Origin of the sequence: Pseudomonas folii, assembly GCF_014357575.1 — a bacterium.
Classification (GTDB): Bacteria; Pseudomonadota; Gammaproteobacteria; order Pseudomonadales; family Pseudomonadaceae; genus Aquipseudomonas; species Aquipseudomonas folii.
This window is the reverse complement of record NZ_JACONW010000092.1, coordinates 1-23,761: the sequence shown is the minus strand read 5'-3', so window position 1 is coordinate 23,761 and position 23,761 is coordinate 1. Positions and strand designations below refer to the sequence as shown.

Below are 23,761 nucleotides of genomic sequence, written 5' to 3'. Positions count from 1 at the left end.
GGCGGCCCGGCGTCGGGTGAGTGACTGTCCAGCTTCAGGATGAATGACCGGGGAGCGTTCAGGTGCAAGGCAGCCAACAGCATGCAACATCCGATATCCAGCCTCCGGCGCCAAGTCTGGCTGTGCTGGCTCCCGGTATTTTTCCTGCGCTGATCGCTCTGATCATCGCCGGCGCTCTGGTCTATCTCGCCCTGACCAGCAATCCTCAGGGTCGTCAGCACCTTGAGCAAGCGTGGGGCGGTACTCAGGCCTCGGCGGTGGCGCTGGCTCTCAAGCAGATCGGTGCCGAGACGCAGGCCGCGGCCCGGGATCCTGCGCTCCTTCAAGCATTGCAAAGCGGTAACCCTTCTCTCATCGACGAAGCGCAAAACCGGATGCGGTTTCGCGACGGCGTACTCGGCGCTCGTCTCAATCCTTTAGGCATGTCGGATATCGGCAGCCAGGGTGGGTTGCCTGTCAGTTTCTCCACGCTGGACATGCTCAACAAAGTCACTCGTGGCGAGGAGCCTGTGCCTGAGGCTCGCGCAGTCGGCGAGCGCTGGATGATCTACAGCGCAGCGCCGTTGCGCTCTGATCCAGCCGCCCCGGTCGGTGGCACGCTGTTGCTGGCCTTCGATCCGCAACGCCTGCTCAATGCGCTTCCCGTCATGCCTGAATCCACGGGCCGGATACGTTTGATTCAGCAGTTTGGCAACGGTCCAGAGCAGGTTTTACTGCAACGCGGCGAAGCTGATGGCGCTAAACCGCAACGGCTGGACACCGGGTATGCGAACTGGAAGCTGGAGTTCACGCCCGGCCCGGGACTTGCTTCCTCACCTCCCTGGCTATTGCTGACGCTGGCGGCATTAGTCGCTCTAACCGGTGTTTTGCTGGGTCTTTACCTCAATGAAAGGGCTCTACAACGGGGCATTTGCGCCGATGTCCGACAACTGGATCAGCTGCTCGAAGAACTCTCTCGCGGAAAAGCCGTCAAACCCTTCGGTTTGGGCCTGCCGGTCCTCAATGGGCTGGCTAGACGTCTTGCCTGTTTTTCACCTTCCATTCAACAACCGGTAACGGAAATCGTTGATAAGAGGGATGGGTCAGGCTTGGCTCCTGGCTCCAAGATGACCGACTTAAAGACACGCAGTGCTTCAGCATCGGCTCCACACGTTGCCACGGGTGACGGCTGGACCGATCCGCTGTTTCAAGATACCGACATTCTCGATATCGACATCCTCGACGAAAACCAGGACTTCCTGAGATCGGAGCACCCCCCAGTTATGAGCAATCCAGCATCTGTGGCACCAAAGTTTCCTGACGATATTTTCCGCGCCTATGACATCCGCGGCATCGTGGGTGACACCCTTAGCGCCGAAACGGCGTATTGGATTGGTCGCGCCATTGGCTCCGAAAGCCTGGCCCAGAACGAGCCCAACGTCAGTGTTGGCCGCGATGGACGCCTTTCCGGCCCCGAGTTGGTTCAACAGCTAATCCAGGGTCTGCACGACAGCGGTTGTCACGTCAGTGACGTTGGCCTGGTGCCAACACCTGCCTTGTATTACGCGGCCAACGTATTGGCGGGCAAGACTGGTGTGATGTTGACCGGTAGCCACAACCCCAAGGATTACAACGGTTTCAAAATCGTCATTGCTGGCGATACCCTCGCCAACGAGCAGATCCAGGCGCTGCACGAGCGCATCAAGACTGGCAATCTGACCTCGGCCAAAGGCAGCATCACTAAAGTCGACATCCTTGATCGCTACTTCAAGCAGATCAAAGAAGACATCGTCATGGCCCGCAAGATGAAAGTGGTCGTGGACTGCGGCAACGGCGCTGCCGGTGTCATCGCGCCACAACTCATCGAAGCGCTGGGTTGCGAAGTGATTTCGCTGTTCGCTGAAGTGGACGGCAACTTCCCGAACCATCACCCGGATCCGGGCAAGCTGGAAAACCTTCAGGACCTGATCGCCAAGGTTAAAGAAACCGGCGCTGATTTGGGCCTGGCGTTCGACGGCGACGGCGACCGTGTTGGCGTTGTCACCAACAAAGGCAACGTGGTCTATCCAGACCGCCTGCTGATGCTGTTCGCGCTGGACGTGCTCAAGCGTAACCCGGGTGCCGATATCATTTTCGACGTCAAATGCACCCGTCGCTTGACGCCTTTGATTCAGCAGCATGGCGGCCGCCCGGTAATGTGGAAGACCGGTCATTCGTTGATCAAGAAAGAAATGAAGAAAAGCGGCGCGCTGCTCGCGGGCGAAATGAGCGGCCACATCTTCTTCAAAGAGCGTTGGTTCGGTTTCGACGACGGCATCTACAGTGCTGCGCGCCTGCTGGAGATCCTCAGTCAGGAATCGCAATCGGCTGAAGACCTGTTCGAGACTTTCCCGAATGATATTTCGACGCCTGAAATCAACATCAAAGTGACTGACACCACCAAGTTCAGCATCATAGAAGCACTGGAGAAAGATGCTCAGTGGGGCGATGCCAAGCTGACCACCATTGACGGCGTGCGAGTGGACTATCCGAAAGGTTGGGGTCTGGTTCGCGCTTCCAACACAACACCGGTACTGGTGCTGCGTTTCGAGGCCGAAACCGAAGCCGAGCTGCAACGTATCAAGGATGTGTTCCACGCCGAACTGAAAAAGGTTGCGCCGGACCTTCAACTTCCGTTCTGATTGTTTTTTCCTTTGACTGGAGCCTTGAATGACCCTCGAACGTGATTCCGCCGCCAACGTCGCCAAAGTATTGTCCGAAGCGCTGCCTTACATTCGCCGCTTCGTTGGCAAGACGCTGGTGATCAAGTACGGCGGTAACGCCATGGAGAGCGACGAGCTGAAAACCGGCTTTGCGCGCGACATCGTGTTGATGAAGGCTGTTGGCATCAACCCGGTAGTGGTTCACGGCGGGGGGCCTCAGATCGGTGATCTGCTCAAGCGGTTGTCGATCGAGAGCCACTTCATCGATGGTATGCGTGTCACTGACGCGCAAACCATGGATGTGGTGGAAATGGTTCTGGGCGGCCAGGTTAACAAGGACATCGTCAATCTGATCAATCGTCATGGCGGCAGCGCCATCGGCCTGACCGGTAAAGACGCCGAGCTGATCCGCGCCAAGCGCCTGACTGTTACACGTCAGACGCCGGAAATGACCAAGCCTGAAATCATCGATATCGGCCATGTCGGCGAAGTAGTCGGGATCAATACCGACCTGCTGAACATGCTGGTAAAAGGCGATTTCATCCCGGTCATCGCGCCAATTGGCGTGGGTGCAGACGGCGAGTCCTACAACATCAACGCCGATCTGGTGGCAGGCAAAGTTGCTGAAGCCCTCAAGGCTGAAAAGCTGATGCTGCTGACCAACATTGCAGGCCTGATGGACAAGCAAGGCCAGGTACTGACCGGCTTGACCACCGAGCAAGTCAACGGCCTGATCGCCGATGGCACGATCTACGGCGGCATGCTGCCGAAGATCAAATGCGCGCTGGAAGCAGTGCAAGGCGGCGTGACCACCTCGCACATCATTGACGGCCGCGTGCCGAATGCCGTACTGCTGGAAATCTTCACCGACACCGGTGTAGGTACTCTGATCAGCAATCGCAAGCGTCACTGATCAAGCTAAATGCTTCATGAAAGCCCTGCCGATGTCGGTGGGGCTTTTTTATGTCTGTTGTCGCGGTCGTATATCAGTCCTGAACCGTAGGCGCTGCCGAAGGCTGCGATGGCGTCCTGCCTGACTCACCGCAATTCGCAGCCTTCGGCAGCTCCTACCGGTCCAGCGTTTCATTTCAGGGGGCTGGTTTGGTTTGATGCATTTAGGAGGCTCAAAGAAACCCCTGACTCAACATGATGAAATACCGCTGCACACCCGTTGATAAGCCCTGCATAACTTGTGTTCGTGATTGGAGAACGTCGGGAGACTTTCCTCATATCGAGAATATCTTCAATGAACACGCCCATTACACCTGTTCCACCACCGACACCATCACCGCAAGAGGTCCAGCCCCGTCGAGGGTATGGCGTGAATGCGTTGGCACCATTGCTCAACCCGGTCCAGTTGCAGCTGATCCAGACAACCGTTCGTGCTTATGTGCAAGAGCAAAGTGTGGCTACGCGTCTGGAGGCGCTGTCTGTATTGGAGGCCCAAAACGATGGCGTAGCCGGTGTCGAGTTTGAGCTGACAAGCCTGTTGCAGTTACTGTCCTGGCGGCGGCTGGTTGATGCTTCGAGTATGTCTGATGAGCAACTCAAGCAGTTGCTGGACGATATGTTGAGCAGCGCAGAAGGCCAGACAATAGGCCGTCGGCTGAATACGGTGTTGGGTTGGTATGGGGCGGCAGATAACGAATCTATTGACCCGATGGTTATCAGGCAGTTGGTATGGAAGGCGCTGATTCTGGAGCTCGACCCGCCGGAGCATCGCCAGCCCGGGTACATCGCCGGGTATGAGTTCGGCAAGCCGGAGAATTGGGGGCGTCCGTTAACGGACATTCAGAAGGAGTTCGAAGATTTCCTGGAGGAGAAGACGTGTAACGCTCAGGGGGCGCGCTCCAGTCATTTGGCGCGCCTGGCTGCCTATATCCTGGCGCCGATTGCTCCCGAGATGGTTATAAAGGAAACGCCTGGCACTCTTCGTTATGGCAATGGGGAGTGGGTTAACTTTGCCCATGGTGTTGCTTTGGTGGAAGCCCTTTCTCCAGGTTCGTCACCGACGATGAGCTACGAGCAGTTGCTGGCGTTACCCCTCAAGATGTTTCATTCGGCAACGGGTGACGAGAGAAACATCATTATTCAGACGCGTATTGCCCCTGCGCTTCAATGGGCCGTCGTCAATGGTGTTTTACCTATCAGGGCTTCGCCAGGTTATTCCCCTTCTGAAGTCCAGACGGCCATCGAGGCTCTCGACGCACACCAAAATAAGGTAGTGACTGCTATTGGTACGTTGTTGCGCAAAGCACCGTACCGGCCGGACATCGGTTTAAAGAAATTCAATGAGGTGCTAGGGGCATTCAACGCTAAAGCCTTACTGCACCTAACCATGCGGCCGACGACGTTCTGGAAGAGAGTTGAATATTCACTTCGTAACCCCTCACCTCGTATCCCCTCAGGCGAGTTTTATTTGCTCGATGTATTCGTTGCGGGGTTCATGAAAAACGGGACCGATCAATTTGAACCGGTCATTCCATCTCACCTGGTTTCTCAAAAGGAATTTTATGAGAGTTTTTATAACGAGCAGATTGAACATTTGAAAGGAATTGATGTGGATGCCCTGTATCGCAAAGCGTTTGAGCAATATGTTCGCGATGCGCAGAGCGCCTACTCTTGCATGGTAGAAAAGCTGATCGCAGAGATTCCTTATGCCGATAGGCGGGCCATTCAGTATGGAACGGTCTACTTGTATGCGCTTGAGCAACCGACCGGTAAACGAGTTGATGAGGAAACCCGACAAGACCGCCAATTGGCGCGGGGCCGAGCTGGTTTTGTTCTGGTCTGCAGGCAAGCTGACAACGCTTTTGCTTATGAAATGTTCCCTCTGCTGGGCATCGCGGTGCGCAACCCGAGCCTGTCCCAATTACCGGATGGCAACCTTATATTAAAGCCCCGTCTACTCCGCCGACGAGCCGGGCCGTTGCCTCTGGATTGGGAGGCCTATGAAAAATTTAAAGCCCCAAGAGCCAACATCAAGACTAATGCGTTACCGGTGCGGATCTACACGGCACTGCCAGGCAGGCTGGAGGCTGTTCCTTTGACCAGCCCGCTGTCATCACAGCGGTTCAGAGGTTTAGGTCATATCGTTGCCAAGGAACATCTGTTTTTCAATCAGGAAAACTGGTTGAAGGAGAACAGGAGTCAGACGGGCTCTGAATTCGTCAGTGCGAACTATCCTCCGGTATTGCGTATGTTGGCGACCTTTATTCCGGGGCTTAGCTGCTTCAACGCAGTACAAAATGACGAGGCGCCAGCCATTAGTTGTGCGATCGATGTCGGTTTGATCCTGGCATCACCTGCCTTTAAATTTGCCAAAGGCTTTGTGTCGTTGGCTTTGAACGCTGGCGCGCCTGTCATTGCTCGCCGTCTTCCAGCATTGGCAAAGTTGACCGGCAACTTTGTTTCCGACGCGAGTGCCTCTTACTTACGCGGCTTGAACCCATTCGACGGGTTGTTCTATCGAGTGGGACCCTTCAGCGGAATGGCCGCACTACTCCTCAAATCTACATATAAATTGCACGAAGCCGTCGGTCAAACACTGGGCAAGCCTGGCGAGTTTGCCTATATCAATGGTCTGGAGTCTGCCGCAAGCCCGGATAAATGGCGTCCGATAGCGATTGGCGACAGGTTGGCTACGATGATCAACGGTGTTGCTGATGTGCCAGTTCGGGACTTTCCGACGGTTGATGGCTCCGTGAGGACTTATCTCGTCAACACCGCTTCCGGGTATTCATACGGTCCGGCGCTGGCGGCGGAATTGCTACGCACAGCGCCTGCTGAGGGTGCAGATGATTCAGCTTGAGGCGCAGCTTATTGAGCCGTCAGCCGCTGAATACGGGCTTTATCCTGATTGAACGCCGCCTCGGCGTCAGCGCGAGCTTGCTGATAGCGCTTTATATTCAGGCCGAGGTCGTGTTGCTGGTCGCGAAGATCACTCAACTGGTCAATCAGTGATTGAGGCACCGGTTTACCGGCCCGCTCCAGATCCGCTGCTTGCCCCTGTAACGACGCCTGCTGGGTGTCCAGGCCTTTGAGGTTGCCTTGCGCCAGGGCAATCAATGCATCCAGTTCGGAAAGCTTGCGGGCCTTGGCGCGATCGACGTCCTCGACATTGCTGTAGAGGTTGAGCAACTGCGCGTCTGCACTCGCCTGGGCCTTCTGGGCCTGGGCCCGATGGATCTCATCGGCGGTTGGCGCGGGTGGCACCACTTGAACAACGCGGCCTTGGGCATTGAGCACTTCATAGCCCTTGGCAACGTACTCAGGCGGTACACCCTGACGATCCAGCACGGTCACGCCGCGGCTATCAACATAGCGATAGAGTGACGGCTGAGGGGTGTCGGCAGCCTGTGTCGCTGCAAACGGACTGATAGCAAGAGACAGCAGCAAGCAAACCAAGCGTGGCTTAGTCATTCAAACATCCTTGATGTCTCAATCCGAATGGCGACGGACATGACGCTCCTAGATCCCGAACTGCGCCCGATAAGCCTCAACAGCAGGCAGATGCTGCTTGAGTTGAGGATCGTCGGCAAGGAACTCCAGCACCTGGTTGAGCGATACAATGCTGACCACCGGGATTCCGAAGTCGCGTTCCACTTCCTGAATGGCCGAAAGCTCGCCGTTGCCGCGTTCCTGACGGTTAAGTGCAATCAGCACGCCCGCCGCAGTCGCTTCCTGGCCCTTGATGATCTGCATGACTTCGCGAATTGCGGTGCCAGCGGTGATCACGTCGTCGATGATCAGCACATTACCGGTTAGCGGTGCGCCAACCAGACTTCCGCCTTCTCCGTGTGCCTTGGCTTCCTTGCGGTTGAAGCACCAGGGCAAATCGCGCCCGTGGTGTTCGGCCAATGCCACGGCTGTTGCGGCCGCCAGAGGAATCCCCTTGTAGGCTGGGCCGAACAGTACATCGAAGGAAATACCGCTCTCGACCACCGCTGCGGCGTAGAAACGACCCAGCTGCGCAAGGGCCGAACCGCTGTTGAACAGGCCGGCATTGAAGAAGTACGGGCTGGTGCGTCCGGACTTGAGAGTGAACTCACCGAACCGCAAAACCCCACGGTCGATGGCAAAACGGATGAAATCGCGTTGATACGCCTGCATGAAAAAAGCCCCGAATACCACGGATTTAGCTAATTAGGTAGAGCTCGGGTATCATACACGCACGTGATTTTTGGGGCCATTTATGCGGATCATCAGTGTGAACGTAAATGGCATTCAAGCGGCAGTCGAGCGCGGTTTGCTCAGTTGGCTGCAGGCTCAGAATGCCGACGTCATCTGCCTTCAGGACACCCGCGCATCCGCCTTCGAACTGGACGACCCAGCCTATCAGCTGGATGGCTATTTCCTTTACGCGTGCGAAGCTGAAGTTCCGGCCCAAGGTGGCGTGGCGCTTTACTCGCGGCTGCAACCGAAGGCGGTAATCAGCGGCCTTGGCTTTGAAACAGCCGACCGCTACGGGCGTTACCTGCAAGCAGATTTCGACAAAGTCAGTATTGCCACCTTGCTGCTTCCTTCGGGAATGAACGGCGACGAAGACTTGAATCAGAAATTCAAGCTCATGGATGATTTCGGCAAATACCTGGACAAACAACGGCGCAAGCGTCGTGAGTACATTTATTGCGGCTCGTTGTACGTGGCGCAGCAGAAGCTCGACATCAAGAACTGGCGTGACAGCCAGCAATCTCCTGGCTTCCTCGCGCCTGAGCGTGCCTGGCTGGACGAGATTGTCGGCACCATGGGTTATGTTGATGCCCTGCGTGAAGTCAGCCGTGAAGGTGATCAGTACAGCTGGTGGCCGGATAGCGAGCAGGCGGAGATGCTCAATCTCGGCTGGCGCTTCGACTATCAGTTGCTGACACCAGGCCTGCGACGCTTCGTGCGTAGCGCACGCCTGCCGCGTCAGCCGCGCTTCTCGCAGCACGCACCGCTGGTAGTGGATTACGACTGGACGCTAACGATCTAGTATCCATCGCCCACAAAAAAGCCGACTTCGTGTCGGCTTTTTCATGGCTATTGTTTGTAGGGCCGCGCTTGTTCGCGAGGCGACGTGTCTGGAGAACCGCGTCAGCCCCTATCCGTCAACAAGTTGCCTCCTGCCTTTGAACGCGGCAAGCCTGACTCCACGGCCGGGGTAGGAGCGAACTTGTTCGCGAGGGCGGCGTGTCTGGAGAACCGCGTCAAACCCTCTCGCCAACAAGTTGCCTCCTACCTTTGAACGCGGCAAGCCTGAGCCTTCGCGGTGCCGGGGGCACTCCTACAGATATAAATCCTATTTGATCAACCGCCATGTAAACGGATACCGATACGCCACGCCTTCATTCGCCTTGATGCCGGCAATGATCGTCAGCACCAGTGCGCCGACGCCGACGAGCCCTATCAGCACGAAGCCGATCACGAGCAGCATCAGAAAGAAGCACGCGACCATGGCTAGCGAAACCGTGATCTGGAAATTCAGTGCTTCCTTGCCGTGAGTATCAATGAACGGATCGGAGTCCTTCTTGAGTTGCCACAGAATCAGCGGGCCCAGCAGGTTGCCGAACGGGAAGATCATGCCGAGGAACGCAGCGAAGTGACAGAACATCGCCCATTGGCGAGCTTCCGAGCTGGGGGCTGGAACGGGCATTTGGCTGTCACTCATATTCGTCTCCTGCTGGCTGCTTTGATCAGTCGGCCAGTGCGGCGGTCTGCAGTTCGAACAGTTCGGTCATGCCTTTTTGCGCCAATGCCAGCATGGCGTTGAGCTCTTCAGGCTGGAACGGAGCGCCTTCGGCAGTGCCCTGAACCTCAATAAAGCCGCCCGAGCTGGTCATCACCACGTTGAGGTCAGTTTCGGCTGCGGAATCTTCAAGATAGTCCAGATCGAGAACCGGCTCGCCCTGATACATGCCAACCGAAACGGCCGCAATCATTTGCTTGAGCGGGTCGCCGCCTTTGAGGCCACCACGTTTCTTGATAACTTTCAGCGCATCAACCAGAGCGACCATGGCGCCAGTAATAGACGCTGTGCGGGTGCCGCCATCAGCCTGGATGACATCGCAATCGACATACAGCGTGACGTCGCCCAGCTTGGACATGTCCAGTGCGGCGCGCAGTGAACGACCGATCAGGCGCTGGATTTCCAGGGTGCGGCCGCCTTGTTTGCCACGGCTGGCTTCACGCTGGTTACGCTCGCCGGTTGCGCGTGGCAGCATGCCGTATTCCGCGGTCAACCAGCCCTGGCCCTGGCCTTTGAGGAAGCGAGGTACGCCATTCTCGACGCTGACCGTGCAGATCACTTTGGTGTCACCAAACTCAACCAGCACAGAACCTTCGGCGTGCTTGGTGTAGTTGCGGGTGATGCGGATCGAGCGGAGCTGATCGGCGGCGCGACCACTTGGACGTTTCATCTGGATACCTGTACTGAGACGGAAAACTGCCGAGCATTATAGAGGTGCAAGTCGGCGCTGGGCACATCTAAAACCATTGGATACCAAACCGTTGGGCTGGCAGGGCTCTGATTCGGGTATTTGCCCGGTTGAGCAAATGCCATGCATCGCATGTCGCATTAGTGGATTGGGGGCAGGGGTCGCACTGCGCTACAATCCTGCGCCTTTACAGACTGCCGTTTTTTCGTGACATCCAGTTATCGCGGATCGCGGCATATTCTGTTCACCGGATTACAGAGGTATTCCCATGGTCCACAGCATGACGGCTTTTGCCCGGGTCGAACGGGCCAGCACTCAGGGCACACTGAGCTGGGAGCTACGCTCGGTGAATCATCGCTATCTGGAGCCGCATCTGCGTCTGCCGGAGTCCTTTCGTGACCTGGAAAGTGCGATCCGTGAAGCGCTGCGCCAGGGCCTGTCCCGGGGCAAAGTGGAATGCACGCTGCGTTTCGTTGAAGAAACCGCCGGCAAGCCGCTGCAGGTGGATCGCGAGCGCGCCGGACAGTTAGTCGCGGCGGCGGAAATTGTGGCCAGCCTGATCAAGCAGCCTGCTGCCCTGAATCCGTTGGAAGTGCTGGCCTGGCCCGGCGTTCTGGTGGGTGATGCCACCGACCCGCAAGCCCTCAACAAAGAGGCGCTGACGCTGTTCAATGACGCCTTGGGCGAGTTGAAAAACGGTCGTGGCCGCGAAGGTGCCGACCTGGCCAAGCTGCTCAATGAGCGTCTGGATTCCATCACTACCGAGGTTTCGACTCTGAAAAGTCTGGTGCCGCAGATGCTGGCGACCCAGCGTCAGAAGGTGCTGGATCGCTTCGCCGACATGAAGGCCGAGCTTGATCCGCAGCGTCTGGAGCAGGAAATGGTGTTGCTGGCCCAGAAAAGCGATGTGGCCGAAGAGCTGGATCGTCTCAATACCCACGTCACGGAAGTGCGTCGCGTGCTCAAGGCAGGCGGTCAGGCCGGACGTCGTCTGGATTTCCTGATGCAGGAACTCAACCGTGAGGCCAATACCCTCGGCTCCAAAGCTTTCGATCCGCGTAGCACCCAGGCTGCGGTCAACCTCAAAGTGTTGATCGAGCAGATGCGCGAACAAGTCCAGAATATTGAGTAAGGCTAATTCCGACATGACACACAGCACCGGCACCCTGTACATCGTTTCCGCACCCTCTGGTGCAGGCAAGACCAGTCTGGTCAACGCCCTGGTCAACGCGCAGCCGCAGATTCGGGTTTCCGTTTCGCACACCACCCGGGCCATGCGTCCGGGCGAAGTCGACGGCGTGAACTATCACTTCGTCGATCGCACCCAGTTCGAGTTCATGATCGAGCATGGTGATTTCCTGGAGCAGGCGGAAGTCTTCGGCAATATGTATGGCACTTCCCGGAGCCACTTGCAGCAGACCCTGGACGAAGGTCATGACCTGATTCTGGAGATCGACTGGCAGGGTGCCGAGCAGGTACGCAAGGTCATGCCTGATGCGCGCTCTATCTTCATTTTGCCGCCGACCCAGCAGGCATTGCGTCAGCGCCTGACCAATCGTGGTACGGACAGCGACGAGATCATTGAGGGGCGGATGCGTGAAGCGGTCAGCGAAATGAGCCATTACGCCGAATACGACTACATCGTGATCAACGATGATTTCGCCTCCGCGCTGGAAGATCTGAAAGCGATTTTCCGGGCCAATCTCTTGACTCAGACCCATCAGCAGCAGCGTTTCAGCGGTCTGCTTGAACAATTGCTGGCCTGAAAGCAGGGCTTTGAGTGTCTTGCGCGTGGTCTAAATAAGACCGCTCGTGGCTTGGCGCTTGAAGCTTATGGCTTGCAGCTTGTAAACTACCGAGTCCGCTCGCCCATCCGGGCATCGCGCATCCGCATTTGCTACGAGGAATACCCATGGCCCGCGTAACCGTTGAAGACTGCCTAGAACACGTGGATAACCGCTTTGAGCTGGTCATGCTCTCTACAAAGCGTGCCCGTCAACTGGCTACCGGCGGCAAAGAACCAAAGCTGGCGTGGGAAAATGACAAGCCTACCGTTATGGCGCTGCGTGAAATCGCGGCTGGCCTGATGGATTACGCTGTAATCGCAGAAGCTGAAATCGTTGAAGATGAACCATTGTTCGCGGCGTTCGAAGACGAGTCCAACGAGGCCGTCTAAGCCTATGCCGTGTCGACGTAGTACGGCGCAGGGTAAAAGTCATTGGCAGGGGGTAGCGCCTTGCCGAGCATAGACGCCCTCGCCGATCGCATTTCGACCTATCTCGGCAAGGAACAGGTAAACCTGGTCCGCCGCGCGTATTTCTACGCCGAGCAAGCCCACGACGGCCAGCGCCGTCGCAGCGGCGAAGCTTATGTCACGCATCCTCTTGCGGTGGCGAACATCCTTGCCGATATGCACATGGACCATCAAAGCCTGATGGCTGCCATGCTGCATGACGTTATTGAAGACACCGGTATTGCCAAAGAAGCGCTGTGCGCACAGTTTGGCGAGACCGTGGCTGAATTGGTCGACGGGGTCAGCAAACTGACCCAGATGAATTTCGAGACCAAAGCAGAAGCCCAGGCTGAAAATTTCCAGAAAATGGCCATGGCCATGGCGCGCGATATCCGCGTGATCCTGGTAAAGCTCGCTGACCGCCTGCACAACATGCGCACGCTTGAAGTGTTGTCGGGTGAAAAGCGCCGACGCATTGCCAAGGAAACCCTGGAAATCTATGCACCCATCGCCAATCGGCTGGGTATGCACAGCATTCGTATCGAATTCGAAGATCTCGGCTTCAAGGCCATGTACCCGATGCGATCCTCGCGGATTGGCCAGGCGGTCAAGCGCGCCCGGGGCAATCGCAAAGAGCTGGTCAACAAGATCGAAGATTCCCTGAGCCATTGCCTGGCGGTCGATGAGATCGAAGGCGAGGTCAGCGGGCGGCAGAAACACCTGTACGGCATTTATAAGAAGATGCGCGGCAAGCGTCGCGCCTTCAATGAAATCATGGATGTCTACGCGTTCCGCATCATCGTCGACAAGGTCGACACCTGCTACCGCGTGCTTGGCGCTGTGCATAATTTGTACAAGCCACTGCCGGGTCGCTTCAAGGATTACATCGCAATTCCCAAGGCCAACGGCTATCAGTCGTTGCACACCACGTTGTTCGGCATGCATGGCGTGCCCATTGAAATCCAGATCCGCACCCGGGAAATGGAAGAGATGGCCAACAACGGGATTGCTGCTCACTGGCTGTACAAATCCTCGGATGACGAAGTGCCCAAGGGCACCCACGCCCGTGCTCGCCAGTGGGTCAAAGGCGTGCTGGAAATGCAGCAGCGTGCCGGCAACTCTCTGGAATTCATCGAGAGCGTGAAGATCGACCTGTTCCCGGACGAGGTTTATGTCTTCACGCCCAAAGGCCGGATCATGGAGCTGCCTAAAGGCTCCACGGCGGTCGACTTTGCTTATGCCGTTCACACTGATGTGGGCAACAGCTGCATCGCGTGTCGGATCAATCGTCGTCTGGCGCCGCTTTCCGAGCCGTTGCAGAGCGGCTCGACCGTCGAAATTGTCAGCGCGCCGGGCGCGCGTCCGAATCCCGCGTGGCTGAACTTTGTCGTCACCGGCAAGGCGCGTACGCACATTCGTCACGCGCTCAAGCTGCAGCGTCGCTCCGAGTCCATCAGCCTGGGCGAGCGTCTGCTCAACAAGGTGTTGAACGGCTTCGAAAGCAGTCTGGAGAAAATCTCCGCCGAGCGCGTTCAGCCGGTGCTGGCCGAATACCGGGTCGAGGTCATTGAAGACCTCCTCGAAGATATCGGTCTCGGCAATCGCATGGCTTATGTGGTTGCTCGTCGACTGCTGGGCGAAGGCGATCAGTTGCCCAGCACCGAAGGCCCGCTGGCGATTCGCGGCACTGAAGGGCTGGTGCTCAGTTACGCCAAGTGCTGCACGCCGATCCCGGGCGACCCGATTGTGGGTCATCTTTCGGCAGGCAAAGGCATGGTCGTACACCTGGACAACTGCCGCAATATCAGTGAAATCCGCCACAACCCGGAAAAGTGCATCCAGCTGTCCTGGGCCAAGGACGTTACCGGCGAGTTCAACGTCGAATTGCGCGTCGAGCTGGAGCATCAGCGCGGTTTGATCGCTCTGTTGGCCAGCAGCGTCAACGCGGCCGACGGCAATATCGAGAAAATCAGCATGGACGAGCGCGATGGTCGTATCAGCGTCGTCCAGTTGGTGGTCAGCGTGCATGACCGTGTACATCTGGCCCGCGTCATCCGAAAACTGCGCGCCTTGGCCGGGGTCATTCGAATTACCCGCATGCGTGCGTAGCCAATCATTCAACAGGAGTTCTTCATGACCAAGACCGTAATCACCAGCGACAAAGCCCCTGCGGCCATCGGCCCTTACTCTCAGGCGATCAAAGCTGGCAATACCGTCTACATGTCCGGGCAAATTCCACTCGATCCTAAGACCATGGAGCTGGTTGAAGGCATCGAAGCCCAGGTCGTCCAGGTCTTTGAAAATCTGAAGTCGGTTGCCGAAGCTGCGGGCGGTTCGTTCAAGGACATCGTCAAGCTGAACATCTTCCTGACTGATCTGGGTAACTTCGCCACGGTCAACGAAATCATGGGCAAATACTTCGAACAGCCATACCCGGCCCGCGCCGCCATCGGCGTTGCCGCATTGCCGCGTGGTTCGCAGGTCGAGATGGACGCAATTCTCGTCATCGAATAACACTCCTGCGGGGTTCGCAGCCCCGCTGCAGCTGATTAAGGAAGGACCTGCTATGCGCTTTGCGCTCGCCCTCTCGCTGACGGCCGTTTTTTTGAGCGGCTGTGCCAGCCACGCTGACCGCAATCCTGACGGCACGTGGATCAATCAAGCGGCTATCGAAGCCGCCGTAAAAGGCGACAACCTGCGTCAGGCCCTGCTCGCCAACGGCCCGAATCTGGAATGGCAGATCGATACCAAAACCAGCCAGGCCTTGTACTCCAACGGCTTTGAAGTCGGTGAGGGTAAAATTACCAGCGCCGCTGACGGCAAGTTGCGCATCGACTACTACAACTTTGTCGAAGACCTGCAGGTCAAGGGCGACGAACTGGTTCAAGCGGCCAGCGAGTCAGGGCCTGAGCAGCGTTTCGAACACCCGAAAACCCCTGCTGCGGATGGTGCGCCAACCGGTGCAAGCTTCGAAGCTGCGTTGTACGGCGCCTACATGGGCGGCAAATGGACCATCGTCAGCGGCGACGGCCAGGGCAATACCGTGCAATTCAAACCGGATGGCAGCATTCAGGGCTTGCCGGACAATGACCGTTACGCGTTGTGTTTGGCCGGCGATTGCGCAGCCATGAGCGGCGAGTACGACAGCATGTGGCTGGAGAAAAACGAGCAGGGCAATCCTTGGATTTTCTCTCGCAAAGGCAAACAGCTGGAGATTTTCCAGGCCGTCAATGCCGCAGAAGCTGACCAGATGCCAGAGCTACGCCCAGGCCCGCGTCGCTGGTTGCTTGAGTTGAATTAATCAGCAACACGGTTTTTCTGTAGGAGCTGCCGAAGGCTGCGAACAATGGTGTGTCAGGCATACTGATTTCGCATCCTTCGGTAGCTTTTATCAAGCGTAGAAGTCATTGAACGTATACGATTTTTATGTGGGAGCGGTGCTTGCCCGCGATAAGGGCGACGCGATCTGAAGGATAAATCGTGTTGTTCTTATCGCGGGCAAGCACCGCTCCCACAGGAGATCGAGTTTGCTGGGCGACAGCGTGGTTGCTTCCATGGGGGGTACTCAATCAGACCCCAGCAACACCTCATACCCTTCCTTATAAGTCGGATACCTCGGCACCCAGCCCAGTGCTTTGGCTCTCGCATTACTGCATCGTTTACTGCCCGCCCGGCGCACGGCGGCGCCTTCGGCCCAATGCGTCACGCCCAGATACTCGCGTATCCATTGCACGACCTCTGCCAAGGGTGCGGGCGCGTCGTCCACCCCAATGTAACAATCCTCAAGCGCAACGCCTTGAGCGTCTGACTTCAGTAGCAAGGCGAGCAAGCCCGCGGCGTCGTCGGCGTGTATCCGGTTGCCATATAAAGGCGGGTCAATTGTCACACTGTAACCCTGGCGCACCCGGTTCGACAGGTCATTGCGGCCGGGGCCGTAAATGCCGGTCAAGCGCACGATGCTGGCCGGAAAGCCGCTGTTCAGTGCGACCTGCTCGGCCTCGAGCATGATCTTGCCCGAGAAGGTGTCGGCTTCGGTTGGTGATGTTTCGTCCACCCACTCTCCGTTTTGCTGGCCATAAACACCACTGCTGGACACAAAAATCACCCGCTTGGGTTGCTGACCACGCTCGTTCAGCCAGTGAAGCACCCGCTGCTGACCTTCAACATAGGCGGCGCGGTAGCCTGTCTCATCGCGCTCGGTAGGCGTAGCGCAATACACCAGATAATCGATGGCTGTAGTGGGCCAGGTGGTGGGAATCGTCGGGTCGAACAGGTCGCCAGCCACGCCATTCACGCCTTCGGGCAGCAAGGAAATGGTGCGGCGCAGGCCATGCACGACCCAGCCTAGAGACAGCAACTGCGTGGCCAGACGACTTCCGATATCGCCGCAGCCAGCGATCAGGACAGAAGGTGTAGACATGTTGGACTCCCTACAAACAATGCGGGCCAGACGGCCTGAAACATGGGCCAAAGCTGACCAGCCAGATGCGTATGATGGAAAAAAAGATACTCTATTACTTTTGTTAACAAGAATTACTTGCAATAATACCGGCCCGTTTGTTCTCCTCCTGACGTCGAACGCTCCAGCGCGACGTAGCAGAGCGACCCACCTTCTTCTTTACTCAGGTCCGGCCAGCATGACACGTACTACCTCCTCCGCTTCGCCAACCCAGCTACCCAGCCTGCCGCGTGCATGGCGTGGTATCGCAGCTCTGCTGCTGAGCCTGATGCTTGCACCTGCCGCTTTCGCTGGTCAGGCTTCCCCCACTAATCCAGCCACATCACCGGCTCCTGCTACGGCTCCGGCGACGACCAATGCTCCGTCGGCGCAAACCACTGCACCGGTTGCGCAGGAAAGCACAGCGCCAGTTGAAGGCCCTGCGATTGTCGAGCCCGAGGATAACAGCCTCGGCATGTCCCATGACCTGTCGCCGTGGGGCATGTATCAGAACGCGGACATCATCGTTAAAGCCGTAATGATCGGTCTGGCGATTGCTTCGATCATTACCTGGACTATCTGGATCGCCAAGGGTTTCGAATTGCTGGGTGCCAAACGTCGTCTGCGCACTGAAATCGCCAACCTGAAAAAGGCTCGTACCCTGTCCGAAGCCAGCGAAAGCGCTGCCAAGGAAGGAACGCTGGCGAATCTGCTCGTACATGACGCCATGGAAGAGATGCGGTTGTCGGTCAACAGCCGCGAACGTGAAGGTATCAAAGAGCGCGTGAGCTTCCGTCTTGAGCGTCTGGTTGCTGCCTGTGGGCGTAACATGAGCATGGGGACCGGCGTGCTGGCCACCATCGGTTCGACTGCGCCGTTCGTAGGTCTGTTCGGGACCGTGTGGGGCATCATGAACAGCTTCATCGGTATCGCCAAAACCCAGACCACCAACCTCGCCGTGGTTGCGCCGGGCATCGCTGAAGCTTTGCTGGCGACCGCGCTGGGTCTGGTCGCAGCGATTCCTGCGGTTGTCATCTACAACGTCTTCGCTCGCTCCATTGCCGGTTACAAGGCACAGGTTTCCGATGCTTCGGCACAGGTACTCCTGCTGGTCAGCCGTGATCTCGATCACCAGCCGACCGCCGACCGTACTCAGTCGCCGCACATGGTCAAGGTGGGCTAAACCTTGGGCATGCATCTGAAAGAAGGCGACGACGATCTCGCCGAAAACCACGAAATCAACGTAACGCCGTTCATCGACGTCATGTTGGTACTGCTGATCATCTTCATGGTGGCAGCGCCTCTGGCGACGGTTGATATCAAAGTCGACCTGCCTGCCTCGACCGCCAAGCCGCAGCCCCGACCCGAGAAGCCGGTGTTCCTCAGCGTCAAGGCTGATCAGAGCTTGTACCTGGGCGACGACAAAGTCGCTCCTGAGCAACTGGGTCAGATCCTCGACGCCCGAACCAAGGGCAAGAAGGACACCACGATTTTCTTCCAGGCTGATAAAGGCGTGGATTACGGTGACCTTATGGAGGTGATGAACGCCCTGCGCAGTGCGGGCTACCTCAAAGTCGGTCTGGTCGGTCTAGAGACGGTTGGTAAGAAATGATCAGTACGCGCCAAAAACTGACGCGCTATAGCGGTAGTCTGTTGTTGGTGCTGGCCGTGCATGCCATTGCGATCGTGGTCGCGCTCCGGTGGCCTGCATCCCAGGCCATCGAGCTGCCTCCGGCGGCCATGATGGTGGAGTTGGCACCTGAGCCAGAACCGGCCCCGCCGCCGCCACCGCAAGTGGTTCAGCCGCCTCAGCCTCCAGCGCCCGAGGAAGAAATCATTCCCAAGGTAGCTGAAGTCGAAAAGGCAGAAATTGCTGTGCCCAAGCCTGTGGTCAAGCCCAAACCCAAGCCTCAGCCGCCAAAGCCGGTGAAAAAGCCTGAGCCGCCGAAGGATTTGCCCGCTGACGAGAAGCAGGTCGATACACCGCCGACGACGGCCAAGGTCGAGAAATCGGCTGCGCCAACGCCGCCCAGTCAGCCTGCGCCGCCGAGCAATGCGCTGCCTACCTGGCAGGGCGATTTGCTGAAGCATCTGGCCAAGTTCAAGAAGTACCCGGAAGACGCTCGCCGTCGCGGCATGCAAGGGGTCGCTCGTCTGCGCTTTGTGGTTGATGCCGATGGCAACGTGTTGTCGTATTCGATTGCAGGCAGCTCAGGCAGTCCGTCGCTGGACAGGGCCACCATGGAGATGATCCGTCGTGCCCAGCCATTGCCTAAACCGCCAGCGGAAACGTTGAACAACGGCACTATCGAGATCCTGGCTCCGTTCGTTTATTCACTTGATCGGCGTTAGCTCGTAATTTTGATACAACGCAGTTACTTGATAACGTGCGTCTATCGATTGCAGCCGCTATGCTGGGGCCGCAACTTCATGGACGCACGTTATGACTCTCACAGAATTGCGCTACATCGTTACCCTTGCTCAGGAACAGCACTTCGGCCACGCGGCTGAACGCTGTCACGTCAGTCAGCCGACATTGTCGGTGGGCGTCAAAAAGCTTGAAGATGAACTGGGTGTGCTTATTTTCGAGCGCAGCAAGAGTGCTGTGCGTCTGACGCCAGTGGGTGAAGGCATCGTCGCTCAGGCACAAAAGGTTCTGGAACAGGCCCAAGGCATCCGTGAGTTGGCCCAGGCTGGCAAAAACCAGCTAACCGCGCCCCTCAAAGTCGGTGCGATCTACACCGTCGGCCCTTACCTGTTCCCGCATTTGATTCCGCAACTGCACCGGGTCGCCCCGCAAATGCCGTTGTATATCGAAGAAAACTTCACTCACGTGCTGCGCGACAAACTGCGTAACGGTGAGCTGGATGCGATCATCATCGCCCTGCCGTTCAATGAAGCCGACGTGCTGACCATGCAGCTTTATGACGAGCCGTTCTACGTCCTGATGCCTGCAGATCACCCATGGACTCAGAAAGAAACCATCGACGCTTCGGCGCTCAACGACAAGAGCCTGTTGCTGCTGGGCGAAGGTCATTGCTTCCGTGATCAGGTGCTTGAGGCTTGCCCGACCCTGACCAAGGGCAGCGAAGGTGCCAAGCACACCACGGTGGAATCCAGCTCCCTGGAAACCATTCGCCACATGGTTGCTTCCGGCCTGGGGATTTCGATCCTGCCAATGTCGGCGGTGGACAGCCATCATTACGCACCTGGTGTGATCGAAGTGCGTCCGCTGACGCCACCGGTTCCGTTCCGTACCGTCGCGATTGCCTGGCGCGCCAGCTTCCCGCGGCCCAAGGCGATTGAGATCCTCGCGGACTCCGTGCGTCTGTGCTCTGTGGCACGTCCGAAAACCCAAGCGAGCTGAGTGGGCCCATGAGCGAGTTGTCTCAAGTCTCGGTCACCGCGCTGAAGGGTGTCGGCGAGGCCATGGCCGAGAAGCTCGCCAAGGTCGGTCTGGAAAATCTGCAGGACGTGTTGTTTCACTTGCCGCTGCGTTATCAGGACCGGACCCGTGTTGTGCCTATCGGTCAGTTGCGCCCCGGCCAGGACGCGGTGATTGAAGGGACCGTAAGCGGCGCCGATGTGGTGATGGGCAAGCGACGCAGCCTGCTGGTGCGACTGAACGATGGCACCGGAAGCCTCAGCCTGAGGTTCTATCACTTCAGTAACGCGCAGAAAGACGCACTCAAGCGCGGCACCCACATCCGCTGTTTCGGTGAAGCAAGGCCCGGCGCATCAGGTCTGGAAATCTATCACCCGGAATACCGTGCGCTGACCGGCAGCGAACCCGCGCCCGTGGAGCAAACGCTCACGCCGATTTACCCGACGACCGAAGGCCTGACCCAGCAACGTTTGCGCCAGTTAAGCCAGCAAACGCTGACCATGCTTGGGCCAAAAAGTCTGCCCGACTGGCTGCCTGAAGAGCTCGCCCGGGATTATCAGCTCGCGCCACTGGATGACGCGATCCGCTATCTGCATCACCCGCCCGCAGACGCCGATGTCGAAGAACTCGCCCTTGGCCATCACTGGGCCCAGCATCGATTGGCGTTTGAAGAGCTACTGACCCATCAGCTTTCCCAGCAGCGTTTGCGCGAGAGCCTGCGCTCGCAACGGGCTCCGGCGTTGCCGCTGGCGAAGAAGTTGCCAAAACAGTTTCTCGCCAATCTCGGCTTCTCGCCCACCGGGGCGCAGCAACGTGTCGGCAAGGAAGTGGCCTACGATTTGAGTCAGCCGGAGCCAATGCTGCGTTTGATTCAGGGCGACGTGGGCGCGGGCAAAACCGTGGTGGCTGCCCTGGCCGCGCTGCAGGCGCTGGAGGCTGGTTATCAGGTTGCGTTGATGGCGCCGACCGAGATTCTTGCCGAGCAGCACTACATCAACTTCAAGCGCTGGCTGGAACCGCTGGGCATTGAGACCGCCTGGCTGGCGGGCAAGCTCAAGGGCAAAGCTCGGGCCAGCTCTCTTGAGCAGATCGCGGGCGGCGCGCCAATGGTGGTCGGCACCCACGCGCTGTTTCAGGACGAAGTGCATTTCAAGAATCTCGCCTTGGTGATCATCGACGAGCAGCACCGTTTTGGCGTGCAGCAGCGTCTGGCCCTGCGCAAGAAGGGCGTTGGCGGCCTGATGTGTCCGCACCAGTTGATCATGACGGCCACGCCGATTCCACGCACGCTGGCGATGAGCGCCTATGCGGATCTGGATACCTCGATCCTTGATGAGCTGCCACCCGGACGTACCCCCGTCAACACAGTGCTGGTGGTCGACACCCGGCGCATCGAAGTGATTGAGCGTGTGCGTGCTGCCTGTGCGGAAGGTCGGCAGACGTATTGGGTCTGCACGTTGATCGAGGAGTCCGAAGAACTGACGTGTCAGGCGGCGGAAACCTCCTTCGAAGAGCTGACCAGTGCATTGGGTGAATTTCGCGTCGGGTTGATCCACGGCCGCATGAAACCGGCCGAAAAGGCAGCCGTCATGGCCGAATTCAAGCAGGGTGCGCTGCAATTGCTGGTGGCGACGACTGTGATCGAGGTTGGCGTGGACGTGCCCAATGCCAGCCTGATGATCATCGAGAACCCGGAACGACTCGGGCTTGCTCAGTTGCACCAGTTGCGCGGCCGGGTCGGGCGAGGCAGTGCTGTCAGCCATTGCGTGCTGCTTTACCATCCGCCGCTTTCTCAAATAGGCCGCCAGCGGTTGGGCATCATGCGTGAAACCAACGATGGCTTTGTGATTGCCGAGAAAGATCTGGAATTGCGCGGCCCTGGCGAGATGCTTGGAACCCGGCAAACCGGCCTGCTGCAATTCAAAGTCGCCGACCTGATGCGCGACGCAGACCTGTTGCCCGCCGTCCGCGACGCGGCTCAGGCCCTGATCGAGCGCTGGCCGCAACATGTCAGCCCGCTGCTCGAACGCTGGTTGCGTCATGGGCAACAATACGGTCAGGTGTGATGCAAATCGTCGCTTTGATGATCGCATCACACCGGAAACACCCAAGCTGGTTATACTTCAGCGACTGTAGGAAATTGGATACCCGTCATGACAGAAGTTGCCCACGTCGATGAAGCGCCTCACGCCCCGTCCGTCATTCGGCAGTTGCTTGGCAAACTAGCGATCAGCTACCGAGAGGTTGATGATTCCCCGCACCTGCCAGCAGCACGAAGAGTCCAGGCGGTCCTGGTCGAGGATGCCGTCGGCGCACTTCTGATCCTGTTCCCGCAAAGCCAATTGCTGGACCTCAGCCGCATCACCGAGCTGACCGGTCGCAAGCTGGTGGCCGTGCCGCACTCGCGCATGCTGAAGATGCTGGCCAAGCACAGCCTGCAAGTGCTGCCGGGCTTGCCTGCCCTGACCAGTTCGCCGTGTCTGTATGACGATCGTTTGCTGCAAGAGCCTTCGGTGCTGATAGGTTCGGGCGAGCCCGGCATCCTGCTGGAAATCAGCAGCGACGATTTCAAGACCATGTTGAACAAGGCCAGCGCCGCTCATTTTGGTGAGCTACTGAGCACTATTCACCCCAATCTCGATCGTCCTGATGATGATCGCGAAGAAATCACCCAGGCCATGCAAGCCTTCACGGCGCGTCGCATCCAGCAGCGTCTGGAAGCGACCCTGGAAATCCCGCCATTGGCCGAAACTGCGCAGAAGATCATCAAGCTGAGGGTCGACCCCGATGCAACCATTGATGACATTACCGGTGTCGTCGAGACCGATCCGGCGCTGGCTGCACAAGTCGTGAGCTGGGCGGCGTCGCCTTACTACGCGTCGACTGGCAAGATTCGCTCGGTTGAAGACGCCATCGTGCGCGTGCTCGGGTTTGATCTGGTCATCAATCTGGCATTGGGCCTCGCTTTGGGCAAAACCCTCAGCTTGCCCAAGGATCATCCGCAACAGACCACGCCTTACTGGCAGCAGTCGATTTATACCGCCGCTGTCATTGAAGGCCTGACCCGTGCGATGCCTCGTGCCCAGCGCCCGGAAGCGGGTCTGACTTACCTGGCGGGGCTGCTGCACAATTTCGGTTATCTGCTGCTGGCCCACGTGTTCCCGCCGCATTTCTCGCTGATCTGCCGCCAGCTGGAAGTTAACCCGCACTTGCACCACAGCTATGTGGAGCAACATTTGCTGGGGATCAGCCGTGAGCAGATGGGCTCGTGGTTGATGCGCTACTGGGACATGCCGGATGAGTTATGCACAGCCCTGCGCTTCCAGCACGACCCAACTTATGATGGTGAGCACAGCGCCTACGCGAATCTGGTGTATCTCTCGGTACGTTTGCTGCGCCAGAACGGAATCGGTTCGGGTCCAAAGGAAGATATCCCCGACGAACTGTTCGCCCGCTTGAGCCTCAGCCGTGAAAAAGCGGAAGAGTCAGTGCGCAAGGTGCTTGAGGCCGAAGTGCTGCTGCGGGAACTGGCTTCGCAGTTTTCTTCGTAACGCAGATCCCTTGTGGGAATTCTACGTCTGCCCGCAAGCTGATTGACGACGTGGGACC

General features: G+C 57.8%; 21 protein-coding genes. 16 read left to right on the top strand and 5 right to left on the bottom strand.

The genetic code is table 11. The features are described 5' to 3' along the window. The first annotated feature begins 62 nt into the window (after window positions 1–62). The 3 genes from H8S59_RS27180 to H8S59_RS17935 all read left to right on the top strand — a co-directional run bounded on the left by H8S59_RS27180 (window position 63) and on the right by H8S59_RS17935 (window position 6,492). Entirely contained in the window at window positions 63–2,660 is a 2,598-nt protein-coding gene (locus H8S59_RS27180; RefSeq protein WP_187522300.1) for a phosphohexomutase domain-containing protein, read from the top strand. Between the two features lie 28 nt (window positions 2,661–2,688). After that, a complete protein-coding gene (gene argB, locus H8S59_RS17940; protein ID WP_095093255.1) occupies window positions 2,689–3,594 on the top strand; it encodes an acetylglutamate kinase in 906 nt (301 codons plus the stop codon). Window positions 3,595–3,927: 333 nt separating this feature from the next. Beyond that, a complete protein-coding gene (locus tag H8S59_RS17935) occupies window positions 3,928–6,492 on the top strand; it encodes a hypothetical protein (protein ID WP_187522299.1) in 2,565 nt (854 codons plus the stop codon). 8 nt (window positions 6,493–6,500) lie between these two features. Here the strand turns inward: H8S59_RS17935 and H8S59_RS17930 are convergent, their stop codons facing one another. Beyond that, window positions 6,501–7,103 carry a DUF4124 domain-containing protein gene (locus tag H8S59_RS17930; protein WP_246475408.1) on the bottom strand — a complete coding sequence of 201 codons (603 nt, stop codon included), beginning with the start codon at window positions 7,101–7,103 and terminating at the stop codon, window positions 6,501–6,503. 48 nt (window positions 7,104–7,151) lie between these two features. Continuing rightward, a complete protein-coding gene (gene pyrE / locus H8S59_RS17925; RefSeq protein ID WP_087271626.1) occupies window positions 7,152–7,793 on the bottom strand; it encodes an orotate phosphoribosyltransferase in 642 nt (213 codons plus the stop codon). 82 nt (window positions 7,794–7,875) lie between these two features. Here pyrE and H8S59_RS17920 point away from each other — a divergent pair, with 82 nt between their 5' ends. Beyond that, entirely contained in the window at window positions 7,876–8,655 is a 780-nt protein-coding gene (locus H8S59_RS17920; RefSeq protein ID WP_095093004.1) for an exodeoxyribonuclease III, read from the top strand. Between the two features lie 306 nt (window positions 8,656–8,961). Here H8S59_RS17920 and H8S59_RS17915 read toward each other — a convergent pair whose 3' ends face one another. Together H8S59_RS17915 and rph are read right to left on the bottom strand one after the other, a co-directional pair. Beyond that, window positions 8,962–9,330: a DUF4870 domain-containing protein gene (locus H8S59_RS17915; protein ID WP_095093003.1), complete on the bottom strand. Its 369-nt coding sequence runs from the start codon at window positions 9,328–9,330 to the stop codon at window positions 8,962–8,964. 25 nt (window positions 9,331–9,355) lie between these two features. Continuing rightward, window positions 9,356–10,078 carry a ribonuclease PH gene (rph, locus tag H8S59_RS17910; RefSeq protein ID WP_027900043.1) on the bottom strand — a complete coding sequence of 241 codons (723 nt, stop codon included), beginning with the start codon at window positions 10,076–10,078 and terminating at the stop codon, window positions 9,356–9,358. A 286-nt stretch (window positions 10,079–10,364) separates the two neighbouring features. Here rph and H8S59_RS17905 point away from each other — a divergent pair, with 286 nt between their 5' ends. The 6 genes from H8S59_RS17905 to H8S59_RS17880 all read left to right on the top strand — a co-directional run bounded on the left by H8S59_RS17905 (window position 10,365) and on the right by H8S59_RS17880 (window position 15,630). Then, window positions 10,365–11,228: a YicC/YloC family endoribonuclease gene (locus H8S59_RS17905; protein ID WP_187522298.1), complete on the top strand. Its 864-nt coding sequence runs from the start codon at window positions 10,365–10,367 to the stop codon at window positions 11,226–11,228. Between the two features lie 13 nt (window positions 11,229–11,241). Continuing rightward, window positions 11,242–11,862 (top strand): guanylate kinase, encoded by a 621-nt coding sequence (gmk, locus tag H8S59_RS17900; protein ID WP_122396637.1) that lies wholly within the window; start codon window positions 11,242–11,244, stop codon window positions 11,860–11,862. A 146-nt stretch (window positions 11,863–12,008) separates the two neighbouring features. Then, window positions 12,009–12,272, top strand: a complete 264-nt coding sequence (rpoZ, locus tag H8S59_RS17895) for a DNA-directed RNA polymerase subunit omega (protein WP_002551500.1) — start codon at window positions 12,009–12,011, stop codon at window positions 12,270–12,272. Window positions 12,273–12,332: 60 nt separating this feature from the next. After that, on the top strand, window positions 12,333–14,438 hold the full coding sequence (gene spoT, locus H8S59_RS17890) for a bifunctional GTP diphosphokinase/guanosine-3',5'-bis pyrophosphate 3'-pyrophosphohydrolase (protein WP_095093000.1): 2,106 nt from the start codon (window positions 12,333–12,335) through the stop codon (window positions 14,436–14,438). A gap of 24 nt (window positions 14,439–14,462) precedes the next feature. Continuing rightward, window positions 14,463–14,843, top strand: a complete 381-nt coding sequence (locus H8S59_RS17885) for a RidA family protein (RefSeq protein WP_087271644.1) — start codon at window positions 14,463–14,465, stop codon at window positions 14,841–14,843. A 52-nt stretch (window positions 14,844–14,895) separates the two neighbouring features. Beyond that, window positions 14,896–15,630, top strand: coding sequence for a hypothetical protein (locus tag H8S59_RS17880; RefSeq protein WP_187522297.1), 735 nt, complete (start codon window positions 14,896–14,898; stop codon window positions 15,628–15,630). A gap of 264 nt (window positions 15,631–15,894) precedes the next feature. Here the strand turns inward: H8S59_RS17880 and H8S59_RS17875 are convergent, their stop codons facing one another. Then, a complete protein-coding gene (locus H8S59_RS17875; RefSeq protein ID WP_187522296.1) occupies window positions 15,895–16,749 on the bottom strand; it encodes an NAD-dependent epimerase/dehydratase family protein in 855 nt (284 codons plus the stop codon). 217 nt (window positions 16,750–16,966) lie between these two features. Here H8S59_RS17875 and exbB point away from each other — a divergent pair, with 217 nt between their 5' ends. The 6 genes from exbB (at window position 16,967) to H8S59_RS17845 (ending at window position 23,703) form a co-directional block, all read left to right on the top strand. Then, window positions 16,967–17,950 carry a tonB-system energizer ExbB gene (exbB, locus tag H8S59_RS17870; RefSeq protein ID WP_187522295.1) on the top strand — a complete coding sequence of 328 codons (984 nt, stop codon included), beginning with the start codon at window positions 16,967–16,969 and terminating at the stop codon, window positions 17,948–17,950. A 3-nt stretch (window positions 17,951–17,953) separates the two neighbouring features. Then, window positions 17,954–18,379, top strand: coding sequence for a TonB system transport protein ExbD (exbD, locus tag H8S59_RS17865; RefSeq protein WP_027900035.1), 426 nt, complete (start codon window positions 17,954–17,956; stop codon window positions 18,377–18,379). Next, on the top strand, window positions 18,376–19,119 hold the full coding sequence (locus H8S59_RS17860; protein ID WP_027900034.1) for an energy transducer TonB: 744 nt from the start codon (window positions 18,376–18,378) through the stop codon (window positions 19,117–19,119). Before exbD ends, H8S59_RS17860 begins: the two co-directional genes overlap by 4 nt. A 91-nt stretch (window positions 19,120–19,210) precedes the next feature. Continuing rightward, window positions 19,211–20,134, top strand: coding sequence for a hydrogen peroxide-inducible genes activator (locus H8S59_RS17855; RefSeq protein ID WP_027900033.1), 924 nt, complete (start codon window positions 19,211–19,213; stop codon window positions 20,132–20,134). 8 nt (window positions 20,135–20,142) lie between these two features. Next, window positions 20,143–22,218: an ATP-dependent DNA helicase RecG gene (gene recG / locus H8S59_RS17850; RefSeq protein WP_095092996.1), complete on the top strand. Its 2,076-nt coding sequence runs from the start codon at window positions 20,143–20,145 to the stop codon at window positions 22,216–22,218. Window positions 22,219–22,305: 87 nt separating this feature from the next. Beyond that, entirely contained in the window at window positions 22,306–23,703 is a 1,398-nt protein-coding gene (locus H8S59_RS17845; RefSeq protein ID WP_095092995.1) for an aminoacyl-tRNA deacylase and HDOD domain-containing protein, read from the top strand. The last annotated feature ends 58 nt before the right edge of the window (window positions 23,704–23,761 follow it).